Source organism: Pseudomonas sp. PDM26, from assembly GCF_019219185.1.
In the GTDB taxonomy this organism is placed as follows: domain Bacteria; phylum Pseudomonadota; class Gammaproteobacteria; order Pseudomonadales; family Pseudomonadaceae; genus Aquipseudomonas.
The window spans coordinates 130442-155279 of record NZ_JAHUWC010000006.1; the positions used below are offsets into that span (position 1 = coordinate 130442).

General features: G+C 49.3%; 26 protein-coding genes and 2 pseudogenes. 8 read left to right on the top strand and 20 right to left on the bottom strand.

Going from position 1 to position 24838, the window contains the following annotated elements; translation table 11 throughout:
• Nucleotides 1-47 precede the first annotated feature (47 nt).
• Entirely contained in the window at nt 48-1247 is a 1200-nt protein-coding gene (locus tag KW849_RS13895) for a benzoate/H(+) symporter BenE family transporter (protein ID WP_218429889.1), read from the bottom strand.
• A gap of 241 nt (nt 1248-1488) precedes the next feature.
• On the opposite strand from KW849_RS13895, the gene KW849_RS13900 reads away from it, so the two are divergent.
• Nucleotides 1489-2889, top strand: a complete 1401-nt coding sequence (locus KW849_RS13900; RefSeq protein ID WP_218429890.1) for a PLP-dependent aminotransferase family protein — start codon at nt 1489-1491, stop codon at nt 2887-2889.
• Nucleotides 2890-3091: 202 nt separating this feature from the next.
• Here KW849_RS13900 and KW849_RS13905 read toward each other — a convergent pair whose 3' ends face one another.
• From KW849_RS13905 to KW849_RS13915, 3 genes are all read right to left on the bottom strand, one after another.
• Nucleotides 3092-4351, bottom strand: a complete 1260-nt coding sequence (locus KW849_RS13905; RefSeq protein ID WP_218429891.1) for a cation:dicarboxylate symporter family transporter — start codon at nt 4349-4351, stop codon at nt 3092-3094.
• A gap of 90 nt (nt 4352-4441) precedes the next feature.
• Nucleotides 4442-5650 (bottom strand): pyridoxal phosphate-dependent aminotransferase, encoded by a 1209-nt coding sequence (locus KW849_RS13910; protein ID WP_218429892.1) that lies wholly within the window; start codon nt 5648-5650, stop codon nt 4442-4444.
• 10 nt (nt 5651-5660) lie between these two features.
• A complete protein-coding gene (locus KW849_RS13915) occupies nt 5661-6326 on the bottom strand; it encodes an RraA family protein (protein ID WP_218429893.1) in 666 nt (221 codons plus the stop codon).
• Nucleotides 6327-6454: 128 nt separating this feature from the next.
• Between KW849_RS13915 and KW849_RS13920 the strand changes: the two genes are divergently transcribed.
• Together KW849_RS13920 and KW849_RS31340 are read left to right on the top strand one after the other, a co-directional pair.
• On the top strand, nt 6455-7351 hold the full coding sequence (locus KW849_RS13920; protein ID WP_218430073.1) for a LysR family transcriptional regulator: 897 nt from the start codon (nt 6455-6457) through the stop codon (nt 7349-7351).
• Between the two features lie 57 nt (nt 7352-7408).
• Nucleotides 7409-7624 (top strand): annotated as a pseudogene (locus KW849_RS31340) (hypothetical protein); the annotation flags it as partial.
• A gap of 99 nt (nt 7625-7723) precedes the next feature.
• On the opposite strand, the pseudogene KW849_RS13925 reads toward KW849_RS31340, so the two are convergent.
• Both KW849_RS13925 and KW849_RS13930 read right to left on the bottom strand, forming a co-directional pair.
• Nucleotides 7724-7939, bottom strand: a pseudogene (locus tag KW849_RS13925) (aldolase); the annotation flags it as partial.
• 619 nt (nt 7940-8558) lie between these two features.
• Nucleotides 8559-8813 (bottom strand): helix-turn-helix domain-containing protein, encoded by a 255-nt coding sequence (locus KW849_RS13930; RefSeq protein ID WP_204928842.1) that lies wholly within the window; start codon nt 8811-8813, stop codon nt 8559-8561.
• A gap of 111 nt (nt 8814-8924) precedes the next feature.
• Between KW849_RS13930 and KW849_RS13935 the strand changes: the two genes are divergently transcribed.
• Together KW849_RS13935 and KW849_RS13940 are read left to right on the top strand one after the other, a co-directional pair.
• Complete coding sequence (locus tag KW849_RS13935; RefSeq protein WP_218429894.1) at nt 8925-9506, top strand: hypothetical protein; 582 nt, start codon at nt 8925-8927, stop codon at nt 9504-9506.
• The gene (locus KW849_RS13940) at nt 9503-10888 is read left to right on the top strand and encodes a DEAD/DEAH box helicase (protein WP_218429895.1); all 1386 of its coding nucleotides are present in this window, start codon (nt 9503-9505) and stop codon (nt 10886-10888) included. The genes KW849_RS13935 and KW849_RS13940 overlap by 4 nt, the downstream gene beginning before the upstream one ends.
• Nucleotides 10889-11106: 218 nt before the next feature.
• On the opposite strand, the gene KW849_RS13945 is transcribed toward KW849_RS13940, so the two are convergent.
• From KW849_RS13945 to KW849_RS13970, 6 genes are all read right to left on the bottom strand, one after another.
• Nucleotides 11107-11499, bottom strand: coding sequence for a hypothetical protein (locus KW849_RS13945; protein ID WP_218429896.1), 393 nt, complete (start codon nt 11497-11499; stop codon nt 11107-11109).
• Nucleotides 11496-14426: a hypothetical protein gene (locus KW849_RS13950; protein WP_218429897.1), complete on the bottom strand. Its 2931-nt coding sequence runs from the start codon at nt 14424-14426 to the stop codon at nt 11496-11498. Before KW849_RS13950 ends, KW849_RS13945 begins: the two co-directional genes overlap by 4 nt.
• 11 nt (nt 14427-14437) lie before the next feature.
• The gene (locus tag KW849_RS13955; RefSeq protein ID WP_218429898.1) at nt 14438-15946 is read right to left on the bottom strand and encodes a site-specific integrase; all 1509 of its coding nucleotides are present in this window, start codon (nt 15944-15946) and stop codon (nt 14438-14440) included.
• Nucleotides 15933-17144 carry a site-specific integrase gene (locus KW849_RS13960; RefSeq protein ID WP_218429899.1) on the bottom strand — a complete coding sequence of 404 codons (1212 nt, stop codon included), beginning with the start codon at nt 17142-17144 and terminating at the stop codon, nt 15933-15935. The genes KW849_RS13955 and KW849_RS13960 overlap by 14 nt, the downstream gene beginning before the upstream one ends.
• Nucleotides 17145-17633: 489 nt before the next feature.
• The gene (locus KW849_RS13965) at nt 17634-18521 is read right to left on the bottom strand and encodes a phosphoadenosine phosphosulfate reductase family protein (protein ID WP_256357218.1); all 888 of its coding nucleotides are present in this window, start codon (nt 18519-18521) and stop codon (nt 17634-17636) included.
• Between the two features lie 59 nt (nt 18522-18580).
• On the bottom strand, nt 18581-19192 hold the full coding sequence (locus tag KW849_RS13970) for a hypothetical protein (protein WP_218429900.1): 612 nt from the start codon (nt 19190-19192) through the stop codon (nt 18581-18583).
• Between the two features lie 801 nt (nt 19193-19993).
• Here KW849_RS13970 and KW849_RS13975 point away from each other — a divergent pair.
• From KW849_RS13975 to KW849_RS13985, 3 genes are all read left to right on the top strand, one after another.
• Nucleotides 19994-20281 carry a hypothetical protein gene (locus KW849_RS13975; protein ID WP_218429901.1) on the top strand — a complete coding sequence of 96 codons (288 nt, stop codon included), beginning with the start codon at nt 19994-19996 and terminating at the stop codon, nt 20279-20281.
• 88 nt (nt 20282-20369) lie between these two features.
• Nucleotides 20370-20594, top strand: coding sequence for a hypothetical protein (locus tag KW849_RS13980; protein WP_218429902.1), 225 nt, complete (start codon nt 20370-20372; stop codon nt 20592-20594).
• 249 nt (nt 20595-20843) lie between these two features.
• The gene (locus KW849_RS13985; protein WP_218429903.1) at nt 20844-21809 is read left to right on the top strand and encodes a restriction endonuclease; all 966 of its coding nucleotides are present in this window, start codon (nt 20844-20846) and stop codon (nt 21807-21809) included.
• 126 nt (nt 21810-21935) lie between these two features.
• Here the strand turns inward: KW849_RS13985 and KW849_RS13990 are convergent, their stop codons facing one another.
• From KW849_RS13990 to KW849_RS14025, 8 genes are all read right to left on the bottom strand, one after another.
• Entirely contained in the window at nt 21936-22166 is a 231-nt protein-coding gene (locus KW849_RS13990; protein WP_218429904.1) for a hypothetical protein, read from the bottom strand.
• Nucleotides 22163-22390 carry a hypothetical protein gene (locus KW849_RS13995; protein ID WP_218429905.1) on the bottom strand — a complete coding sequence of 76 codons (228 nt, stop codon included), beginning with the start codon at nt 22388-22390 and terminating at the stop codon, nt 22163-22165. Before KW849_RS13995 ends, KW849_RS13990 begins: the two co-directional genes overlap by 4 nt.
• A 45-nt stretch (nt 22391-22435) precedes the next feature.
• The gene (locus KW849_RS14000; RefSeq protein WP_218429906.1) at nt 22436-22618 is read right to left on the bottom strand and encodes a hypothetical protein; all 183 of its coding nucleotides are present in this window, start codon (nt 22616-22618) and stop codon (nt 22436-22438) included.
• 244 nt (nt 22619-22862) lie between these two features.
• Complete coding sequence (locus tag KW849_RS14005; protein ID WP_218429907.1) at nt 22863-23618, bottom strand: integrase; 756 nt, start codon at nt 23616-23618, stop codon at nt 22863-22865.
• Nucleotides 23619-23706: 88 nt separating this feature from the next.
• Entirely contained in the window at nt 23707-23955 is a 249-nt protein-coding gene (locus tag KW849_RS31345) for an antirestriction protein ArdR (RefSeq protein WP_256357219.1), read from the bottom strand.
• 95 nt (nt 23956-24050) lie between these two features.
• Complete coding sequence (locus KW849_RS14015; protein ID WP_218430087.1) at nt 24051-24224, bottom strand: hypothetical protein; 174 nt, start codon at nt 24222-24224, stop codon at nt 24051-24053.
• A 9-nt stretch (nt 24225-24233) separates the two neighbouring features.
• Nucleotides 24234-24419, bottom strand: coding sequence for a hypothetical protein (locus KW849_RS14020; protein ID WP_218429909.1), 186 nt, complete (start codon nt 24417-24419; stop codon nt 24234-24236).
• Between the two features lie 14 nt (nt 24420-24433).
• Complete coding sequence (locus KW849_RS14025) at nt 24434-24748, bottom strand: hypothetical protein (protein ID WP_218429910.1); 315 nt, start codon at nt 24746-24748, stop codon at nt 24434-24436.
• Nucleotides 24749-24838 lie beyond the last annotated feature (90 nt).

Sequence of the window (24838 nt, forward strand, 5' to 3'; positions counted from 1 at the left end):
AGAAAAGGGCAGATAAGTATAACTGCCCGTAAGTTTAATTTCAAAATCTAAGTAATGGGAGTGTGTTGAACTGTCCGTACTCTTATAGAGTAGACAAGGGCGGCATAAGCTACCAAACCGAAAACCATCCCCCAAAATGCAGCTGCCAAGCCCATAAAGCTCATACCTGACGCGGTTACCAAGAATGTTATTAGCGCTGGTTCTCGTTGCTTTTCATCAGCCATCGCGCCCGTGAGACCATTGGCGATTGCGCTAAATAACGCTAAGCCAGCAAGGGTGGCGATAAGTTCTTTGGGTAGCGCCCCAAACACCGAAGCCAAGGTCGCACCGAACGTCCCTACTAGAACGTAGAAAAAGCCGCATGCGATGCCAGCTATATATCTTTTGCTTTTGTCATTATGTGATTCGGGGCCGGTGCAGATTGCAGCAGTAATTGCTGCCAAGTTAACGCCGTGCGCACCGAATGGAGCGAGTAAGAACGACGCGATTGCCGTGAATGCAACGATAGGGCGAGCGGGTGTTTGATAACCAGCGGTTCGCAAAACCGCTATACCCGGGACGGATTGGCCAGTGAGCGAGACTAGGGCCAGCGGTATACCGATACTTACAATTGCCTGCCAGTTCCATTGTGGAGTAATCCAGACCGGAACAGCAGTCTCTAGAACGACCGTCCCAAAATGCAATTGATTCAGGGATGCAGCCACTGCGCAGCCTACGACCAAAACTGAAAGAATCGCGTAGCGTGGCTTGAGGCGCTTCATTAGAAGGTACACTCCAAGCATAGACAGCACTAGCACTGGTTGGATTTTAAGCGAACCGAACAAGTCTGCGCCGAATCGGAACAGTATGCCCGCTAACATAGCGGAAGCGATTGCTTTTGGGAGTTTGTTCATCAATCTATCGAAGGCACCGCTAAGTGCGATTACAGTGATGCTTACCGAAGCAACTATGTAGGCACCCACGGCCTCCGGCAGCGTGACCCCGGGCAGTGTCGAAACCAGCAAAGCGGCACCTGGTGTAGACCAAGCTGTGATCACTGGCACTTTGAGCCAGAAGCTCAGCAAGATCCCGGTGACGCCACTGCCGATTGAGATCGCCCAAATCCAGGAGGCAATCATGTCACTTCCCAAATTCGCTTGGTGGGCGGCTTGGAATACGATGACCAAGGGGCCTGCGTACGAGATGAGCACTGCGACAAAGCCCGCAATGGTCGCTGACAGGGATAGATCTTTTCTGAGTCTAGACATACTCAATGCACTCTTGTTGATCGATTCAATCGACTCAATGTGAATCGACTCAATCAATCTAATGTACGGTGCGGATACAAATCAAGTTACATTTGACCGATCAACCTCCCGTTCGTCATATAGCAAGCTGTCGCCTATCCTGGCTGATCCCTCGTACGTGAAGGACCTCGCCAACCGATACGCTTTGCATCAATGAACTGGTGTAATATCTAGCTTTCTTGTTTTCTAGGCGAAGCTGATCATGTGGGTACCTCACCTCAGCGAGAATCACCAACCCGTTTACCTTTCAATCGCGGATTCGCTCGGACGAGATATTGCTAGTGGCAGGTTGAAGCACGGAGAGCGCTTACCAACCCTCCGTGAGCTAGCACACGCTTTGGATGTCACACCTGGGACTGTTAGTCGCGCGTATAACGAAGCATCCCGTCGAGGGCTCACACAGGGTGAAGTGGGCCGGGGTACGTATGTACTTGCTGAGCTCGATTCAGATGCTGATCTGATATCCGTCATACCGGGCGCAGAACAGGCCAGCGTATTGCGCACGGGCATGCTTGATCTCTCAATCATCAAACCTCAAGGACAAGCGCAGGAGCAATGGCTGAAATCAGCGCTAATAGATCTTGCGGACGGGAGTGATCTTGGTCCTGCAATGGATTATGTTCCAGACGGGGGGCATCCTGCACACCGCCAAGCTGCAGCTAGATGGTTGAATCAATGGATTCCCGGAGCGGATTGGCAACGGGTGGTGCTGACAAGTGGTGCTCAGCACGGTTTGATGGTTGCTATCAGTGCACTCACTGGTAACCAAGATCTCGTATTGTGTGAATCGCTCTGCTACCCGGGTATTATTTCGGTAGTCCATGGTACTGGCCGTCGTCTAGGAGCAGTACCCATGGATGAGTATGGAATCATCCCAGATGGACTTCGCGAACTCTGCAAGCGTGAACGTCCAGCCATGTTGGTTTGTGTAGCAACTTGTCAGAATCCTACGACGGCTATCATGCCTAATAATCGAAGGGCTGAGATTGCCGCGATCGCCGAAGAGTTCGACTTCCTAATTCTTGACGATGATATTTATGGCTTTCTTGCCACTGATAGTGAAACTCGGCCCCTTTCCTGTTTTGCACCTGATCGTTCAATCTATCTGACAAGTCTGTCGAAATCTATTCTCCCCGCTCTGCGCATCGGCTACCTATATAGCCCTGCGCGTCTGTTGCCTCGCTTAACGGCCATGGTCCGCAGCACGGTCTGGATGCCTTCACCGATTACAGCTCATATCGCCAGTCATGTACTGAACACCGGCCTGCACGACGAGATCATTTCCCGACATCGGGAGGAGGCATCAGCTCGACAAACCATTGCTCGTGAGGTGTTCCATCAGTGGGAGTTGATCAGTCAGCCTTTTAGCTACCATGCTTGGTTGAAGCTACCCAAGCCTTGGCGCAGTGACGAGTTCGCGACACTTGCCCGTGCTAATGGGGTGATGGTCATGAGTTCCAGTCAGTTTGAGGGCGAGGGAAGTGGTGGGGTTTCTGCTGTGAGAATTGTATTGATGTCTCCAACCAACCGTACGGAGCTTCGGTTTGCGTTGACCAAGCTTGTAAGCTTGTTAGAAGTAAGTGACCCTAAACTATTGTATTAAACCCGCTTTAGACTGATAGCTGTGGTAGGGGTTTGGAGTAGGGCTTACATGACTCAGCCTTTAAAAATGATTATGTGGGGCTAAGCTGAACTATTTTTAGCAGCGAGTGGACTACCTAAGTTAGATGGTGCTTTGGGTTGGCACTCTGAAATAGCTGCCTTAGGCACTATCCTTGATAGTGCCTAAGGATGCATTTCTTAACTCAGGCTAGCGAAGCCTTCAAGCAGCGTGCAGTGCGTCTTTCCCATTTTGCTATTACCAGCGGAGCTAAGGCATTGCCAAGCACGTTCAGAGCAGTCGTCGGCATTTCCATTAGTCGGTATACACCGGCAATGAATGCAATGCCTTCCAGTGGCAGACCTGCACTGGCTAAGGTGGCTGAAAGGATCACGAACATGAACCCCGGTACACCGGCAGCTCCCTTGGACGTCAGCACCATGGTGACCACAAGCAAAGCCTGATCACCGACGCTTAGGTCGATCCCATAAAGTTGTGCCACGAACAAGGTCCCGATGCCGAGGAACAGCGAAGCACCGTCAAGGTTGAACGAATAGCCCACCGGAACAACGAAGCTGACCAGCGAAGGTGGCACACCGTAGGTTTCCAGTTTTTTCATCAGCTGCGGCATCACTGCTGCCGAACTGGCGCTGGAAAACGCCAGGATCAACTCGTCCTTGATATGGCGCATTAGCGCGAACAGATTGATGCCGCAGAATCGCGCCACTAGGTTTAGAACGACCAGCACGAAGAAAGCGATGGCCACATAGCTGACCATGATTAGCTTGGCCAGTGGAAGAAGGGCGCTGAAACCGAAATTGGCCACAGTCACGGAGATCATTCCGAACACACCTATAGGTGAGTAAGCCATGATCATCGAGGTGACCTTGAACATCGCATCCGATACACCTCGGAGAAGTGCAATTACCGGCTCCTTTCGTTCGTTGCTAAGCCTGGAAACACCGAGGCCGAACATTACCGCAAAAAACAACACTGAAAGCAGGCTTCCCTGCGCCATTGCATTGATCACGTTGTCAGGAATGATCCCGACAATGATTTGCCCAAGGCTATGACCGGTTCCATTACTGGTTGGTAAGGTGATTGCAGCGGCTTTGAGGCTTGCCAGGTCGGTGCCAGTTCCGGGCTTTAACAGGTTGCCAATCACCAGTCCGACGATGATTGCCAAGGTAGTGATACTGAAGAAATAGGCCAGCGATTTGACTCCGATACGGCCAAGGGATTTACCGTCACCGTGACCGGCGATACCGACCACCATGCAGGAAAACACAATCGGCACGACAATCATCTTCATCAATTTGATGAAGATGTCGCCAGCCGGTTGCAAGAGGTTGTCGACCAACCAAGGGCGGTACTCGGGGAAACGGTGCAGCAGGGCGCCGATGGCGATGCCGACGAGTAGGCCAATCATTATTTGCCATACCAGTGTGATACGGGGCTGATGCATGGAGATGCCTCATTTGATGAAATGCTTATGAGTGTTGTTCTAGGCAGTCAATGAGCAGCCGTCCGTTGGCTGCCGCGTGTTACTAATCCGTCAGCGCAATCGTTGGCATGCTTCTTTAAGGCGGCGGCAGCCTTCTTCGATTACTTCCATTGAGCTGGCGAATGACAGGCGGATATAGGGCGACATTCCATACGCCGCACCGCTTACTGTGGCCAGTCCGTACTCTTTGAGTAGGTGGGCTACTAGTTCCGAATCGTTCTGTATGGATTCGCCACTTTCGGTGGTTTTGCCCATGAGCGCGCTGACATTGGCGAACACATAGAAGGCTCCATCCGGCGGTGTGAAAGTCAGCCCTTTTATAGGTGCCAACAATTCCATCATGCGATCGCGGCGTTGCTGATAAACCTCGCGCATACCAGCAATCGGGGTCTGGTCGCCTGCGAACGCCGCCACGGCGGCTGCTTGGCTTACCGAGCTTGGACAGGTAGTGGTTTGGGACAATAACTTTGCTATTGCTGTGATCAGCCAAGCAGGACCTGCACCGAAACCCAGCCGCCACCCGGTCATGGCATAGCCTTTGGAGGCTCCGTTGACGATCAGTGTGCGATCCTTCAGATCAGGGGCGAGTCGTGTCAAAGACACATGCTGGGCATCGCCATACACGAACTGTTCATATATTTCGTCGGCCATGATCAGTACGTGCGGATGTCTACGCAACACAGCGGCAAGAGCCAGCAGTTCGTCTTCTTTGTAGACCGCGCCGCTTGGGTTGTTCGGGGTATTGAGAATCACCCATTTACTGCGTGGAGTGACGGATTTTTCCAAAGCTTCAGGCGATAGCTTGAAGCCGTTGGTTTCGTCACCCGGAATGATCACCGGCGTGGCGTCGTTCAGTCGGGCGATGTCCGGATAGGACACCCAATACGGTGTGTGCACGATGACTTCATCGCCCAGGTTCAAGGTCGCGGCGAGGGCATGGTAAATGATGTGTTTGCCGCCACAACCGGCGACAACTTCGTCTAGTCCATAAACCAGCCCGTTGTCGCGCTCAAGCTTATGGCTGATGGCCTTGCGCAGGGCGAGGGTACCAGTAGTGGCCGTGTAGTGCGTGTCACCACGCTGCATCGCAGCACTGGCAGCTTGGAGAATATGCTCCGGAGTGTCGAAGTCTGGTTCCCCTACTGTGAAGTTGATTATGTCCCGGCCCTGGGCGCGTAACTCAGTTACCAATGCGTTAGCAGCGATACTCGGTGAAGGCTCGATACCAAGCACCCGATTCGACAAAAATGCAGTACTCATGACGTACTCCTCAATCGGCCAGGCCAGCTTGCTGCAAGACCATATCCATCCAGCTCTGGCGGACAGCCCCTGTAGCGATTTCGGCTTTTACTTCTTCTTCGTGAGCTGCGTGATGCGCGGCGCGGCGCAGAACCTCAGCGGCATCCGCTTGAGAGAAGGCCACAAGTCCGTCCTCGTCGCCCACTAGCAGATCGCCTGGCTGAACCAACATGCCGCCAATTGAAACAGGTACGTTGATCTCTCCTGGACCGCTTTTGTAGGGGCCACAGTGCACGACGCTTCGGGCGTAACAAGGCGTGTCATCAAAACTGGCGACGTCGCGAATCGCGCCGTCAATGACGAACCCGACACAACCACGTTGCTGGGCGTAAAGCTTGACCAATTCGCCAATCACCGCGTTGTTAGTATCGCCTTGCGCGTCTACCACCAGTACATGGCCTGGCTGCAGCATGCTCATGGCTTTGTAGATCAGCAAATTGTCTCCAGGACGAGTTTTGACGGTTAGGGCAGTGCCCACCAACTTTCCGCTTCGGTTGTAGCGGGTGAGGCCACGAGCTCCGATATGGCGACCCAGGTTGTCACTAATATGTGGCGTCACCACGTTGGCGAAGGCTTCAAGCACTTCGGCATCGGCTAGCGGTGGATTGGGAAGAATGCGAGAGCCGGGCAAGGCCATGGGCTGATCTCCGAAAGGTTGAGGTACTAGCCCTTCAGGGCTGTGGCTCGATATTAGGAGTGATCAGAAAACAGTTTTAGCGATATTTTATTATGAGTTATCATCGCTTTTTCTCATGTGATGTAGTGATGATTACCTTCAAGCAAATCGACGCGCTGTATTGGATAGCCGAGTTGGGCAGCTTTGAAGCAGCGGCCAACAAGTTGCACATGTCTCAGTCGGCTATCTCGAAGCGCATCCAAGAACTGGAAGAAACCTTCGATGTGGAAGTATTCGACCGCAGCAAGCGCAATGCCCGACTGACCGAAAAGGGCGGTGAATTACTGGATTACGCTAAAGACTTGTTAGAACGTCGCGATTATTTGCTTGAGCGTGTCAGTGCGCGTGAAGTCTTGGTGCGAAGACTACGCCTGGGTGTCACTGAACTGACCGCGCTGACTTGGCTCCCCGCGCTAGTCGAAGCAATACGCTTGGAATATCCCAAAGTGCAGATCGAACCATCGGTAGAATTGAGCAGCGAGTTATTTCGCAAGCTGGAAAATGATCAGCTCGACTTGATCATCGTACCGGATGTTTACAACGATGCTCGATTTGTCAGTACACCATTGAAAAGCGTTGAAAATGCTTGGATGTGTGCTCCCAGTCTGATTTCCGATCCGGACCCAGTGAGAATTGAAGTCTTGGCTGGATGCACTGTGTTAACCCAAGGATCACAATCAGGCACTGGCTTGATCTATGAGCGATGGCTGGCCTCTTTTAACGTGCACATGCCTAAAACTCTTACCAGTCATAACCTACTCGTGCAGGTAGGGCTCACTTTGTCGGGGGTCGGAGTCAGCTATCTCCCTAAGGCGTGCCTGTCCCATTTGATCGAAAATGGTGCCTTACGTGCATTGGTCACAACACCCGAGCTGCCAAAAATTAGCTACGCCGCGTTACACCGTTCTGATCGGCAGTTTGGTTTGAATCAAAACGTCGCACAGTTGGCAGTGAGAAACTGCGATTTTTCAAAATTGCTGTTATAGGTCATTGAATTTCAAGCCTTGCATAGCGTCGACCCGATGCAACCAGCGCCAGGTGTGATCGAGCACCTGGAATCCATACTCAAAGCGATTCGGCTCGACTTCCTTTCCTCAATGGGTGAGGCCCAGCTCTATAAGCAATTGCTCGACGAAATGCCGCATCTGAAAGACCAGGTAAAAAGTGAGTATCTCGAGGCTCGAGACCGAAGCTCTGGTCTTCTAGGGCATCTCCGAGCGGTCGAAAAAACGCTCAAGACAGTCATGACCACACGATGAATCCATCGCCGAGAAATTGGCAGAGCCAGTGCATTGAAATTGCACTGGAAAACTAGGCATTAGCTGAATTGAGACACCTTGTCTTGGCCCTGGGCAGGGTTACCACTTAATAGAGAATACTTGTCGTAGACCTTCAATAGTGTCTTTACATAGTGGCGCAGGTTTAGGATTGCTCGTCATCCAAAGCTTTGCTGTGTCCTCAAGATCTTCCAGCGCAAAGCTCGCTTTCGAGGCAGAGCTTTCCCAAACAACAGGAGCCAAGCGCTCCAGCATGACGCCCCGAACGTTGTTGGCCAATTGCGCCACTTGCGCTGCTCTGGCTCCATACCGAGGTGTGGCCTTCGCGGGCAAGCCCGCACACAGGTTCTGTGCCGTTGAGTCTTTCCGAGGCTCTCTCGTGGGGGAATACTCGCCCGATTTAAAATCTATTGACTTCCTTTTATTTTCTAATGATCACTGAAGGGTAGTTAGCTAGTAATTGCAATAGACTGTGTAAACCAAAAGTATCTAGTGATAACTATGTAAACCTTTTGGTGTATCGAATGCGTGGTGCGCAGTGCCCGAGACCGCCTCTTCGGCAGGGCAATTCGATGCATGAGCAATACCAATTGCGGGACCTAGAATGTCTCCAGGCTGGAGGTGCGCTCGGAGTTCGGCTGGTCAGTACCCGGCTTGGATGCTCCTCTAGCAAAGACTCGGCATCACTACATGATCATTTCATATACGGCGCCCATGCCGGTCTTTAACGTTCCCGCGCGACGGTTGGCTATATTTGGCCGATTCCATTCTTAATGAAAAGAATTCCAATCGAAGTGAAAAGTCATGATGGCTGGTTCGTGCCGGATAGGGACCATGCCGACCCTTGTCAAGTGATGCTGCGCATTTGAATCAGTAATTTGTCACTTCTGGTCAATTAGTGCCGGCTAATTTGGGTTTAGTCGCTTACCGCCAGATCAGAAGCCAGCTCGTGGAGAGAAAGCGTTTCCGGCAAGAGGGACTGAGGCTCGCATTCCAGAACGTTGGCTATGCGATATAGCTTTTCTACGGTGATATTCACTTCGCCGCGCTCAATACGCCCCATATAGCTTCGATCGACGGTGCAGGAGTGCGCCAAGGCATCTTGGGAAAATCCCTTGGCTTTCCGTTGTGTCCGTATTCTTTCGCCCAATGCCTTTGCAAGCTGATGCATATCCGCCTCGGTCTCCACTGAGGCGGCACTATCTTGCGTTTGCGGATGAATCGGCCACGGACTATAATCCGCATTTTGACCGTTCCGCGAATTTCCCTTCCAGGTGCCTGCATGAAACCCGATTCATTTATCTTCGACAGGCGGTTGTACGACCTGTTTCAGCAGGAGCACCTACGCCAATTTACGACCAATGACTTACGTAACGCTTACGCCACCCAACTGGCGGGTATTTCGTTCAACAGCAGCGACCTGCGCAGATATGTCTATGAGCAAATCAGACGGATGCTGCGTACTGGATGGGTTATTCAGGATGAAAAACGACAAAAGCGGGGTCAGATCTATCACTGGCAGAGTATTCCAGCGAATCTACAGGTGGAGCTCATCGACAATGGGTACGAGAACCGTCTCAAGTCGGCGAGTAAACCGCTGCAACAGTCCGCGCAAAGCATCGACTCAGAGCAGCCTGGGCCGGATTTGGTCGAACACCTTGAATCCATACTCAAAGAGATTCGGCTCGACTTCCTTTCCTCCATGGGAGAGACAGAGCGCTATAAGCAATTGCTCGACGAAATGCCGCATCTGAAAGACCAAGTCGAAGGTGATTTTCTCGAAGCTCGAGACCGAAGCTCTCGTCTTCTAGGACATCTCCGAGCGGTCGAAAAGACGCTCAAGACAGTCATGTCCGCACGATGAAAGCATCGCCGAGAAAATGGCAGAGCCAATGCATTGAAATAGCGCTGGAGCACTACACCACAACGCCGCACTTCTTCTGTCAAGCCACTCCAGGGGCCGGGAAGACAAGAATGGCCGCAGAGTTGGCGAGACAACTGTTGGAGCAAGGCAAGATTGATCTCGTGCTTTGTTTTGCTCCGTCATGCCAAGTCGTCGACGGCTTTCGCTCGACATTCTCCGCTGTACTTGGGAAGCGTCTGGATGGGCTTATCGGTGCCGTAGGAGCCGCGAGTACCTATCAATCGATGGAGCATCAGGATGATGCCTTCTGGAGGCTCTTCGATGACTACCGCGTGTTTGCAGTATTCGACGAGATCCATCACTGCTCAGGATACGATCCGCTGTTGAGCAATGCTTGGGGGCAGCAAATTCTTTTGAAAATGCAAGACCGCGCTGCTTATACGTTGGCTCTATCGGGTACGCCATGGCGCTCAGATGACAGAGGCATTGCTCTGGCTCGATACTCCAATCCGGAAGGCCGATTGATTTGCGATTATCGTTACGGGCTCAAGGAAGCCATTTCCGATGGCGTGTGCCGGTCACCTCGCATTGTTCTGCTAGATAACCAGATGGTGAGATTCAAAGAGGATTTCGCGAATGATAGCACCGTCAAACTTTTCCCCAGCATTGCTAAACTGCTACGTGAATCTCCGGTCTCATACCAGGATCTGGTTTATCATGAAGACGCGCTCAACCAGTTGCTCGATTTGGGAAGCAGGAAACTGGATGAGTTGCGAATGCTCAAACCGAATGCTGCGGGACTGATTGTTGCTACTAATATCGATCATGCCCACCAAGTAGCTTTGGCGCTAAAAAGCAAGGGTGAAAGCTTCCAAGTCGTGACTACGAGAACACTAGATGCGCAGCAGGTAATCAACAGTTTTAAAATTAGCGATTGCCGTTGGATTGTTGCTGTGGGAATGATCAGCGAGGGAACCGATATACCTCGGCTACAGGTTTGCTGCTATCTCAGCCGAATTCGAACTGAGCTGCATTATCGTCAGGTTTTAGGGAGGGTCCTTCGCCGTATAGGCGACATTGACGATCAAGCATGGTTGTTCGTCTTGGCGGAGCCGACGCTGAAACAGTTCTCACAGCGCATCGCCGATGATCTGCCGGAACATTTGGCTGTCGTTTGCGAAGTAGGTGTACCTGCAACTGAGGCTAGTTCGATAGACGGCAAGTTTGATAGCTCGGTGAACGGTGAACTAAATAAGCCAATCAGCCAAGCTCTTACCACCTCAGTACAGAAGATCTTACAGGCTGACGATCTGACCTCCGAATCGACTTATCGAATATATTTTTCGAAAAGCTATCGCCAGCAACTGCTAGCCATTTTGTAATTGGTTTATCCATTTTATGCAGTTGTCTTTGCCGGTCGCCGGAATGCTTTGCTTTCCAGTAGATATGTTTCCAACCAACGATTATGTCAATTTCTTTATGCGAAAAAATCACCAGGTAGCCTCGTTTGGCGATTATTTCGAAAGTAAATTGGTTTGGCAATATCTCAACAATTGAATTAATTTTGCCGCAGCAATAGTATCCAATGTAGGTGATATCTTCACAATCCATCAAACTCCGGTGCTATGTCATTTTCATACAATAATTTCAGATACCCGGCGTGTAGTTGAAGTAGGCTGAGGTTTTCGGCGCGTAGTATTTCAATCTCAAGCTTCAATTTGGAATGTGCTAGTAATAAGTGCTTCCTAGACATGGAGTTTCCCTTCGACTTTGCTCCTGTTTTTATTTGGGTTTTAGCAGCCTCAAACTCTCTGTAAACTGCTCCTTCTTTTGTTTTGTATAGTGAAGTTCTCTCGTATAAATAGCCTGTTATCACCTGAATGCTGGCGATAAAACTATTCCAGTTTAGTTCGCCGTCTTTATTAGTATCCCAGCTTTTGAGGATGTTAATAAATGTTGCGGCATCGTCGTCGGTGATTCTTCTGCGCTTCATTCGGAATCCTCATGCAAACGAGTTTTCAATATTCTCAGGAAGTCGCGTTCGTTGAGCTTAATGCCAGGGAAGAGGGATATAATATTGTTGTATATTTCATTTGTGTGATCGGTTTTTAAGGCTTCATTAGTATTAATACAGTAAGATGAAACTATATGGTCAACATTCCAGGAGGGTACATTTGATCTGCCGTAGTTTACGAAGCCCGTATTGAGAGCGCTTTCTTTAATGTTGTTGAGGCTTTCAAGAAGTTTTTTATCAGAAAAAAGGTGTGATTTTCTAAACGTAAATCCAGTTTTCTCCGAAAATTTCTTTAGAATAATGTCCACGAAAGGAAGTCCATCCTTGACTCCCCAATCTTCCGCAAAAATAGCGAAAGATTCATGAATGTTTAAGTATGTACTATTTTGTGAAGTCAGTTTCCGCTCACAAATTACCCATCCATTGGCAGAAAGAAATATTATTCCCTTGGCATGTAGATCCAGTAACTTGTCTGAAAGAAGCTTTCGTGTTTTGAGATTTTGTTGAAGAGCCATAGGGGTTGTTTTTGCAAATGGATATTTCTCTTGTATGTACTGTGCAACTTTAGAAAGAGTGGGCGAGCCAAGAGATTCGAAGTGCCAGTTGTTCAAGATGTGTGAAACTATGTATTCAATATTCCAATGCCATCTTGAAGAAGAGTCTCGCTTGACTAAGTTATTCTCAAGTAGTCGCTCGCTCATGTTTTCGTAGGATCGTGCCATTTCCTTATTGCACTTAATAACCTGATGTTTTATCTGTATATCGTGTTTATCCCTGAAGATCTCACAAACATTATCCCAAGTAGGAAGCCCTCTATCGACCGTCCAGGAAGTCATTAATGATTTGAACAAACTTACCGTCTCGCAATCAATGTCGCAATGACTAATTCTGCCCCTGTCATACAAGTTTTGTCTCAGTTGCTTTGTGTTATTATCGCGTAGGGCAAGTGCCTTTGAAACTATATTGTCTGTTTGTGTAGATGGCGGTAAGGCGCATATCGCCTCACTGGAGATTGTTGGGTCAGAACAAATATCTATTTGTTTTTTGTATCTGGATATCTTTCTTTTATGAGAGTTAAGAAATTTTTCCGCACCAGGTTCTCCACTATTTACTGCTATTTGAGAAGCTTCAATAACAGGTGTTAATTTTTCGATCATTCTGTGCGCAACGGCCAATGATCTCTCATCACCTTTTTTAAAACAGTGTTCTGTGCAATCAATGCACTGAAATATATTGGGGCAGGGTCCAGAATTGTAATCGTGCCGGCATAGACCTAGCTCGGTGACGTGAAGAGATCCAATAACATTCTTGAAAAAATCCTCCGTTGACACCCCCGTCGGCTTATACTCATCTTCATATAACTCATCGAGAAAGCCACCAAACTCAAATCCTGATCCGTTCGCATTCTCATCGACGAGATCAATTTTATCTGTGGGCGTACGATGATCGTATGAGCTGTTTTGGTCTACGGAGCTCCTGCCAGACCATATGGCAATCAAGCGTTGATCTATATGTTTGCTTTGCGCCAAGGTATTGAGTAAATGCCGCATTGCGTGAGTGCCTAATGAAAGATCCTCTCTGTTACGACCGCGGAAAAAAAGTTTGCCAAACCAATGCTGAAGTTTCGTAGTCGTAAAAAAACATGGTACGTTTTCACATTGCCAATATGTTTTTTTATAGGGAGTGCGAGAAGCATATGGATGTACAAATAAACAATCTTTGTACTCAACCTGAGAGACACCGTCTATAAAAGGAAATGTGGGTGATAGGTTATTTGTTGCCCATTTATAAAGATTAGAGGCGCTTATGAAGCTTTCATCATCCAGTCGTATTTTATTATCTTGGTAGTAAACTCCGCTTTTTGATTGAAATAACCTATTTAGTCCCGGCGGAATCATTGCAGCAGGTGGAGATTTCGGCCTGTTAAAATACAACGGTTGTGAGTAATTGTTGTCACTCCTTCTGTAGCCAATTATTGCTAATGCCTCCTGAATACTATATTCCTTCTTGCCTTTCAAATGTTCGAGGTCTTCAGGTATGTAGATGCTTTCATTAGTTTTGTACCACGCTGAAGCATTTCTTGCCGATTCGCCAAACTCGTTAAGTTTTCGACATGCCTCCGTTACTACTTTCTCAAATTCGATACATGGCGCTCTTTTAACCGTCGATTTTCCATTCTTTGCCGGCCTAGGAAAACACAGCCCAAAACCATTAAGTGTAGTTATACAATCGACATCTAACGTCAATATTTCTGAACCTCTGGACGGTGCATAGTTCAGCAGTGCAAACGCCGATGAAACTAAAATTTCGAACCCATTCAGTGGAGATTTAAACGATTCGGCAAGAACTTTACATGCCTCGAGATTTGGTAAAAAAGTTTTGGCTGAACGTTGAGGCCTAATATGAGGGTTTTGAAGATATCTTATTTTCTCCGGTGAGAGGTTATATTTTTTTAACGTCTTGCCTATACACGCCAAGCCGGCTCCTAATCGATAGGTAAGTCCTGGTGATAAATCGGTTCTGTTTGAGGCTCTGGCAAAGTCTGAATTAACTAATTCCCAAGGTTTTTTGAATTTTGGAAGCGTGTCAATGAGAAAATAAAACCCAGTAGCGACGTCACGACATTTTTTTTTGTTCTCGAGCGAACGTATTAGGTGAAATAGTTTGAGGGCGATGATCCAGTCTTCATCAGAGCAGACTTGTTCGAATATAGGAGTTTTTTTTTCGAAAGTGGAAGGGAGGGCATGCGTAAAGTCACATGGGTCGGCTTTTAACAGCATTTTGTGGGGTAATTTATATTTTAATGACATATCAATGGTGTTATTTTTTATGATCTGTTCTCTGAATTGGGGGATAAAAGTTTCTTTGAACCAGGCAAAATTCAGTTGGGGATTTTGTTTGTTCATGAAAGATGCTCCTATTTAATGCTAAGTTTGGTAATCCACATGTCGCAAGCATCGATATATTCCATAACAGTTTTTTTTACTTTAATGTCAGGTTGATTTTGGTGTTCTTGAATTAGATATTGTTTGTATTCCCCGAATGGCGCATCTCGGAAAGGTTCAAATTTAGAACAAAGTAGGCATGCAACTGGTGCGTGATCCGTACAGTTTTTCATACTGCCACAAACTCCTATTGGTTTAGCTTGAGCAATTCCGTAATGGCGCTGTATCGAGTCGGGCATTTCCATAATTGCCCGTTCATATCCACCCTCATAGGGGCCGCCAAGAAATAAATTCGCAATAGATGCGAGCGAGGAGCCTAACTCCTCTTTGATTCGGGCCTGAGATTCTGGAATAGAGTCAATGTATGAACTGGCTGACGAAGCATCGCTGTGTAATCCTAAAAACATCAACTCATGTATACTTGCTCCATGGACAGCAGCGCGCGTGAGTAGTGTATGTTTGAATCTAATGAAGTTTAAGTTTATTTTTCCGTCTGAAACTCTGTCGCTCCTAACACCAAGATCGTAAACCACATCTTTCAATCTTGTCAGTATTACAGAAGCATTGCATGGGATATCAGGTAGTTCTTTGATTTTTTCTTCGGGGATCACAAGTCCAGCAATACCCACGGATTTGTGAATTAAGTAAGTTCTATTTCTGCTCCGGCAGATTGGAATCATATAATTGATCAGTGTGTTTACTAAGGGTGGGAGTCTTATATTTCTATAAATAGATTTGCTTTTGAGTTTTTGTTTGATGATCTCGATTTTTAATATCCAGTTCTTTTGGGTTTGACTGTAAGTCAAGTCGTCTAACTTGATCTTTAGGATTTGACTTTGTCTATATCCAAGTACTAAAGCAAGAAAGAAAATCGCTAGATGCTCGAGTTGTAGCAAACCTTTTTCATATCCACTGCAGATCGCAAATGTGACATCTCTAACTTCAAGCTCAGTCAGTGCGCCATTGGTTGGATCTGCCGCTCTAACAGGACTTAATTTTTTGTAATTCGCGCTGCTGATCATATCAATTGCTAAATTGTACTCTTCGCTCCATAACACTCCATCCTCACCGTTACATGAAGATAAAAAACCTTTTAAGTTCTGGTTCTTATTTAGCCATTCTATGAAGATTGACCATAATTCGTTGGTTTCATTTATTTTTCGTATAATTTTGTTATTCAGTAAGCTGAAGTCTTCAAGCTTTCTACAAAGTTCGTTTAATTTGCTGCAGTAAGATTCAATAGAGGATAGGGAGTAACTTTCTGCAATCCTAGAGCATAGTTCGTTGCGAAATGATTCTATAATTTCGAATTCTAGGTATTTTCGCATCGGATCGAATTCGATATATCCTTTTCTACGAAGAGACTCGTGTGTAATAATGAGTGTAGACCCAACATTAAAGGTGAGCTGGGTTTTTTGGTGGTAAACAGTTATTTCTTCGAAAGCTTCGCTTTTGTAGTCAGATTTCTTAGAGGTTTTCATGAGGATTACCCATCATTAGTTTTGTGTTTAATATGTTATCCTCTGCAAACAATCGGTCGTTCCCGATTTTTTGAAATGCGTATCTGGCGTAGTGCTCTGGCATCTTTGAACGCAAGCTCCACCCCATCTGAACTCGTAGAATACTTAGAGCGTTGGAAATAATTCTCTCTCTATCGCGTCCCGTGAAACCATCGGCCTTTTCATATTCTCGAAATATAAAGTTGCATGCCCACGAATGCCGAAGGCTGTGCGGATTTATTTTTCTTTTAGTTTTGTTGCTCAATAGATTGAATATTTTACCAACTGCATCATTCGATAATGGAGCGCCAGATATTCCAATTATCAAAAAATTATGTTTTATGCATGATTTTATTTTGTTTCTTTCGATAATATATCTTTCGATAAGGGTCCATAAGGCGTCAGAGATTTTTAATTCTCTGTTTAATGTTTTTACGGTGGCAGGCGAAGATCTAGGGTCCGTGCTCAAGTCTGAGTTTGACTCTATTCTTACTGTTACATATCCGTGCTTTTTTCGATCAAAACAATCAATGGTTATTCCAAGTAGTTCACTATTTCTGACCCCGAGTTCTCGTAGTAGGTGAAATAAGACAAGGTCCCTATGCAATAAAAATTTAGATTTGCGATTAAAGTTTTGTTTAATTGCACGATCCATCATTGTGTAGTCATCTTGTGTCCAAGGCTCTACACAATTATCATCACTAGAGTTACTGCTTCTAAGTTGTTTCTCAAGTCGATTTGAAAAATCAACAATTGCCGTTCCTTTCTCTGCCTTGGTGTCAATCAATAATTCTTCGGCCAAAAACAGTAAGTAAGGTTTTGCGAGTCGGCATCTTCTATCGTATGCTGAGTTACATACATTGTTTTGATTGATGAAGCCTAATCCTGAAATTCGGCGTTCGATAGTGTTCTTGGTTTCCATCAAGCTGTTACGTAATTTTGATAACTCTCCGTTGGTAAGGAATTTTCCTTCTCTGAATCTTTTTATGTAGTTAATTTTTTTATATCTAAAAAATAACATCACTATGCAGATATCATAGCTATAGGTAATTAATGATTTAGGTCTGACTTGTCTTTTTAGATTTATAAGCCAATAGTTAGCCCAAAACACAGGTTTGTTGTCGTCGAAGATTAATGCTGTGGGTATTCCGTCAGCATTTTTAAATTCACGGACTTTCATACTGCTTTCCTCAATATGTATGATGAGGGGCAGCATGATTTTGATATGATTTTTTGTGGTTTAAGCTGGTTTAATTTGTCCCAAACAACTAATGGGCTGACAGCAATTTTTTTGAGCGGGATAAGCGAGCGATAACTCACAGGGGAAGCGAGTGTATGAGGCATATCAACGATTTCCTTGATTATGAAACATCAAAGTCAACGCTGATCACCCGTACACGGCCGAATTATTGATTGGCTGAAGTGTATCAAGCCGAACTAGCTGATGGACCAAACAGACCTTCGCTGGGTCTGCTGCTGCGGCTATTTATGCACAAAACCTAGACTGATGCAACAGTGAGTTCGTGAGTCGGATAATTAAATCAGTAATCAACACTTAGTATATTCCTAATAATTGCTATGTTGACTATGCATTTTTTTATGTTTTGTTGACTCACTATCCCATCGGTGCTGTTGGAGGTGCGAAATACATCAATAGTCAACAAAACGCTCATTGGGCGGATAATATCCAGCAGCCATGACGGGCGCCGCAGGAGGTTTTGCGCTCAACACCCCCGTCCCGAATCATCACGTTCACCATGCAGTCCCCAGTCGAGTCCCGGTACACCTCGGTCAGTTGAGAAAAGTCCGAGTAGGTGTCCAGACGGCCATTGGTGACCTCGGCAAGGAACGTGAAAATATCCATGGTCGTGAAGTCCGCTATGGGACTGAGGACCCAGTTACTTTTCTCCCCCGGCTTTGCCATGTTCACAGGTAAGAAGGCGCTTTCGCCGCGGGTGGCCATGTTGCGCCCACGGACGGCCGACTCATCCCGGCGGGTGCCGATCAGTGTAATGATGGTATCGCTGGCGAAGTCGCCTCCCATCTCCTGCTCGATGACTGCCTTGATCTGGCGCTTCGTTCGATCCATCGGTGATGCCTTGATTTGCTGTTGGCATTTGGCCGAGTTCCCGGGCAACGAAGCGACGGTGCGACCACCGATTATGGAGACCAGCCAATTTTCTGAGAGGTTGGGGCTGCAAACCCAGATGCGTACAGGCAGCCCGTTCCTTTCGGAGTAAGCCTTCAGTGCGCGGATTTCGTCCTTGCTGTACGAATGGACCCTTGGATTCTCAATGAGAGTGTCGCTGTTCAACACGTGCAGTTCCGGGACCTCGAAACCTTCAGCCTTCAGTTGCTCCATCGCCTTCAGTGCAATGGCGAGAGTTACCGAACTGTCCTTTCCGAAGGAACTGGCTACGACCAGTCGCTTTCCGGCCAGGATCAGGGACTTGATCACTGCAATAGCTTCGGCCACCTTCTCCGGAAACGAGCGTTCGATGATGGGTGACGCTACCGGGACGGCATCCTGGAAGAGGGTGGAGGCGATCAATTGCATGGTCAGAGCCCTGAAGGTGAAGAACCCCTCCAGGGTATGCACGAACGAAAATATGCAAGTCAGATAAGGCCGGCATCCTGCAGCTCGATCGTCTCGATGCGCCGACACGTCGGAATCGATGGGGAGGAGGCGGCATTGAGTCGTGTCGAAGCTTGATCCACTGCAGCAAAGTAGCAGTGAACATCTGGAGGGGTTTCCTTCACCTCATCAGCCAGTGCGCTGACAAAATTGACAAGGGCCAACCCGTCCTCGAGCTTTTGACCACTCCCAACACTTGGGCCGCCATCGAGTTCGAGGATCAACCCTCCTGAAGAGTGCTCACGGAGGAGCCGGACTGAGCGGCCAAATCGCTCACGCAGACGCCTTGTTAGGGTTCCATGGTGATAGCTGCCTGTGTGTTCCAAATAGCTCGCAAGCTGGCGGATCCGTTCGTACACGCTCTGCCAATGCAAGCGATTGTCCTGCTCCCGTTGACCGTCGCGGGCCGCCACTCGTGCGTCAAACTCGCTGATGCTGATCGCACCCGCCTTAACCTCCCGCAGCCATCGTTCGTCCTCTCGCCACAGAAACCTCCTCCGCAGCGCATAGAGGTACTTGTCCAGATAATGCATCTGCCCATGCGCCGCCAAGTGGGCCACTTGTTGCTCTATGTCCGCTTGGGTGTCAAACATGAACTCTGGCTCAAGAGCATCCATGAGCGCGTTCAGCTGGTCTGTGATTGCTACAGCGTCCTGTAACCACTGGAGCAAGTCGATAGCTCGATACTTGCCCGCGGTGAATTCGAGGGGGCGTCTCGGCCCTCCGTAGGGGAGACCTCTTGCCCTCTGCACAATGTCAGGCAGGGTGTTTGGGAGACCGAAAACGAAAGTGAACCTGTCGCCCAATTGATGGCGCTTCATTGCTGACCAGGAGCGCGATCGTTCTTGCACGCTGGTCACGGCAGGCAGATGTTGGACCAAATTTGCTGTCCGAAGATGCTGGCTGTGGGTGTAACACAGGTTCCGGCCCGCCGGCAGTTCGAACCAGCAGCCCTCGATTGCGTCGAGCAAAGCCTCAACGCGACCGTCACCTGGCCGGGGTCGCTCTTCTTTGGATCTCCGGTACGCAATGGCCGCAGAGATGACAGCATCGGTGGTGTGTTCTTCACATAGGTGCATCACAGGGTCCTGAGGGCGAAACGTGTGATGCATTGTCCGTGACTTAGCGCAAATGCAAGCCTGCCCGGGGAAACCCTCATGAGGGTCAAGTTGCCCCCGGCTGGCTCTGGTGATTGGCATCTTCTTCGTTACATTTAGGGCTTCCAAGCGAAGCAGGAGTTGGTGCTGAATACCAGGGCGGATGACCTGTTTGCATTGTCCCAGATCAATGAAAGATGGACTCATCGATCAACAAGACTTCACCTTTGGGAACTGTCTTGTGGTGCACGCGCTTTAAGCGTTGAATTAGGGGCCACTGGGAATGGACGCGAGACAATGAACCTAGCTGTAAAACTGATTGGTAAGGGACTTGGGTCGATCGCCTTGGCTATTTCCGCCTCATTTTTTGCGGTGTATGCCCTGAAACATTTCCCGGGGTGGGCCATTGCGCTATCTCTCGTACTGCTGGTATGTGCCTCGATTCCAGCGGTGCTTTTCTTCAATCTGTTTCCGAGTGCTGATGCGCCTCCAACCAAATCCTATGTGATTGAAGACGACCCCAATGATGACTGGAACGATCTGTTCAGCCATTGGAAGGACGACGATGACCGGTTTGATGACTGAAAATTGCTGCCAACCGGCCGAGCACCGGGTCTATGCTTAGAGCTAGTCCAGAACCACGGATCCGACACCAACTCCATGGAGCACCTTCATGAGTGGAATCGAAACGCCAGACGCTCTTAAGGCACGCAAGCTTGCCGAATTGCGCATTGATCTTGCCCGAGCTCTAGCGGAGAAACAGCCGGACCTTCGTATTTGGAGGCAGGGCCTGATCCATGGGCGACTGTTGGAGTTAGAGTCGTTTGGGGTGCTTTCCAGTGACGATAGCGATGCTTTTAGCAGGGAGGTCCAGGCGACGATGGACGCAGCAGAGTGACTCGTTGCTCCAACCCCTGCATTACCCGAGTAACAAACGCTTCAAGCCCTTCTTGAAATAACGAGCTGGATCAGCTGCATGTCCCACGGCGGCTTTGAACCTGGTCGTTGACGCCCGACTCCAGCCACCAATGTTGCCTCCTGAATCGGTAGCCGATGTCTCTCTTCGCAACCCTTACCAGGGCACTGATTGCCGGCCTTGCTCGTTTGCAAGGGACCATGATTGCTTCTTCCCTCAATGGAGCAACGTATGGCCAGCCGGCGCAAAACCTCAACCCTTGATGATCTGCTCAATATCGCGATGAAGATGCCGCTCTGGGCGAATCTGGTGATTGCCGGTGGCTCGTTTGCCTTCCTACGGTATTACGGTGGTACGGAATTACAGACGTTGTCAGTGATGCCCGGGAGTGAGCTTGGCCCCGCGATCGCGGAACAAATCCTGCGGCTGGTCGCCTATATCGGGCAGTACGCCATCCCACCTGTATTTCTGCTGGGGGGAATCCTTGGGTGGATTCAGCGCAAAGTGAGGGCTCGAAAATTCAGCCGCATTGGGTCGGCGCAGGAGCCTGGCGTTGCTATCCGCAACCTCACCTGGGAGCAATTCGAGAACATGGTCGGCGAAGCCTTTCGCAAACAGGGTTTCACTGTTCAGGAGACGGATAAGGGGCCTGATGGTGGTGTCGACCTGGTGCTGCGTAAGGGCAGGGAGGTGTTCCTTGTCCAATGCAAACAGTGGCGAGCCTCGAAAGTGGGAGTACAGGTCGTCCGCGAGCTTTATGGCGTGATGTCAGCGCGTGGCGCGACTGGAGGGTTTGTGGTCACCTCTGGCGCCTATACCAATGATGCCTGGAAGTTTGCGAAGGGGACCAATCTGCAGCTGATCGACGGGAAGCGGCTTATTCAGTGGTTCAAGCAGCCTGACCTGGGCAGGGTAACTCTTCCGGCAGAAGATTCTTTGGAAGAGGCCGACCGCGAAATCGTCAGTCAAGTTGCGCCAGCATCTGGTGATGCACCGAAGGAGTGCCCACCTTCGTCGAACTCCAACAATTCACCCAGTTGCCCCCGGTGCGGTGGCGGTATGACGGCCCGGTACCCGCGCTCCACCAACGGTGGAATAGCGAACAGTGTGTTTCTTGGGTGCCTCAATTTTCCCTCGTGCCGGGGTACCAGGCCGCTCGAAACCGAGGCGGTTATTCAGCACACAAGCATGACGTAGCGAGGGGCTGGCAAGCAGGATTCGTAGCCACATTGGTAAAGCGTTCAGGGACTGTCCCCGACCAGCAGTATTGGGCAATGAACGCTTTCTGATGTCGCTCCGTGGGGGGACGAACTTCGACCACTGTCAGTCCGATGCGTGGTCCTTGGTAGTGAGTTTTATGGCTGCAAGCGGTGGCCAAGTCCAATATGCGATAATCGCCCCGAACGCGATCAATCCTGCCAACCAGATCCAACCCTTCACGGCTGCAAGGTCCGCCGACGACTGAGTGATCAACTCGACCCAAGGTGCCCAAAATAAACTAAAAAACACCATAGAGGCCAGCACCGCTAAACAGCTAAGTGCAACTTCTTTCATAATTTTTCCTCGTCATGAAGACCGTACCAAAGAACCGCTTGCGCACCGAAACCAGCAACCCCGGCGCAAGTGCCAAGAGTGATAAGTGACCCTGAAGCATGCCAAAGGCCCAACAGCGCTAACCCTCCACCGAAAACACCAATCAACATCGGTGCCCTGCGTATCCACCGCGTCTGATGTTTAACCTGGGCGACCAGTTGCCGCTTCAAATCCTCTTCGCTCATTCGTGTTCAACTCCTTAATCAGATTCTGTGTCGTTCAGCGAGAGTTCACTTGAGCCCGTAGTTGCGCTTCAATTCGACGATGCGAGCTGCACGCCGCTGGTGGGTCTGGGCGTTGTCCTGATCGGCCTGAATCGCGCCGTAGGCGACAGCAGCGGTGTACTGCTCGTCCTGCATCACCAAGTCCACCAGTTCCTGGAGCTGAGCTTGCATTTCTTCGTAGATAGCCACGCGTTTCCCCTATGCACTTCGAGTTGGCCTGCGGGCAAGCATCCAGAAACCGCCAAACCCGATGATGATGCCCAACGCGTCCAACCATGTGGCAGCGTCAGATCCCAAAGTGACTCGGCCGATGATGCAAAGGATGACCCCAACTAGCGCAATAATTTTCGTGTTCAATATGTTTCCCCTCATCAATCCATGTTGTTCAGCCCACCATTGGCGGGGCTTTTGCAATCTCATCTTTGAACCCGATTCAGTATGACTTGATGGCTTCTTCGTGCTCCCTGATCAATAGCTTGAAGGCCTCAAAAGTCTGATAGCAACACTGACACTGGGCCTCCAGAAGGGTGACGATACTGGTTAATGGAAGTGGGGAAACGCCACCAAAGCTATACAAAATAGTGCCATCCGGCTTGGTGTGACGGGTAGCCACTTGAGTAATACCAACCTCAATTCGGGGCGAGAAACGGTGGTTGTAAGCGTTCCTGAAATCGTTGGTGGCCTTCTGATATTTCTTGGCCCCAATTCCCTCCATCCTTTTTTTGAGAACTTTATACCGTCGCCAGCCTTTGGCGTGAGCATCTGCAGCGTCGAAGAAGACCTCATCATCCAACGGAAACGTGTCCTTCCACGCAGTGCCTAGCTTTTCTCGATTAGCCTGGTGGGAAAGGTGCGCAGTGGCAAAGATAAACCGTGAGCGAATCACATAAGGCAGGTTGATGGCCACCGTGGCCACCGGGTTGATAAACTCCAAGATGGCGTTCATCTTCTTGCGATCATCCAGAGGCGCTAATAAATCGCTCCACGCAGCCAGTTGATGGGTGTAACGGGTAAATTCGTTCACCACGTTAGCAAGCTCGCGAGAAAATTCGTTGAACATTTGGATGTAGGGCATCCACATCGCGTCAACGCTCTCCGGGAGCTCTCCCCAGTTGTACTCCATGAATTTCCCGTTAAACGGGGTGTTTTTCAGAATACGGCGGTATTGTCTGTAGGTTTCAATCGACATGAGCAGTAGTCCCTGCGTTCGTCTCAGTGGTCAATTGCCGGTGGATGCGGGACGTGGTGTCCGGTTTGATTGGCATCGCTCACTTCCCTTAGCTGGCTGGGTCGACAACAACCCAGCATTTCGCGCCGTTTTGATCATCACCACCCTCGGCAATGAAGACGTGGCCGGCTTCGTCAACGGCATAGGCCCCTGGGCGTTCGTGAACCGCATCCCGCAAGCAGTTTTTCCAGCCGTAGACTTCGCCCTGCCACACAAGTACAACGCCGCCACGGCGATCCTGATTGCTCAATCGCCATTGTGCGACGGTTGCGTGTAGCGCCTCGACAAGCTGACTCATAGGACCGATTCCTTTTGGTTTTTCGCGAGCGCGAAAACCGCGACCTGTAACTTCAAAGGCCCAATCAAGGGCCGGAGGGTGGCAGCGATCTCTTCCTAGACCTTGACGATTTCCAGTTTGTATTCGCTCATCCAGTCAGAACCTGCACCGCCATCGTCGGTAACGACGCCATTATCGAGCTGGTTACGAAACTCTTGCTCGAACTCTCCCAACGATTCGCACAGCATGGCCCCTAGATCTGCGTCAGAGACCTCCACTTTGATTTTCATGGTCTATCTCTATGCTGGCCGGCGTTCGGCCTGCATGCGCTTCAAGCAGCGCTTGCAGGTCACGTGATCCGGGTAAATTGTAAGATGCTCCGCATCAAAATCGGCCTGGGTGCCACACGCAATTTCCGAATCGCCTTCGGGATCTGCCTCGGTGGCTGCACAGGTGATAACTTCCAAATGCACTCGGCGCTTCATTCTGGTTTTCCTGCTTACTCGCTCAGTAAGGCTTGCCCGGCAATGAGCAGTGTCACAGGGGATCGCAATTTTCCACCGTTGCTGATTGCAGCGGAGCATGCGTTCAAAAGTTGCTGCGCCAAGTTCATGGCCTCTTGCGCATCAGTGATCTCGACCTGCAGGTAATCCGGGTAGGACGTCTTGCCTTCAATGACCTGCTGCCCCTCACCCTGAATGAAAAGGATCTGGCTATCTTGTCCGGCAACCGTCAAAACAGCTTCCAGTAACTCTGGCGTGACCTCAGGAATCGCATCACAGATCTGGCTGGTGATCTCTTCGCTTGCCTTCACGGCTTCCTCGACTCTCTGTTGGGCTATTAATTTAGGTGGGCGGTAAAACTCCGCTACCTCTACAAATCCCGCAGGCGCGGGCGGTGGGTG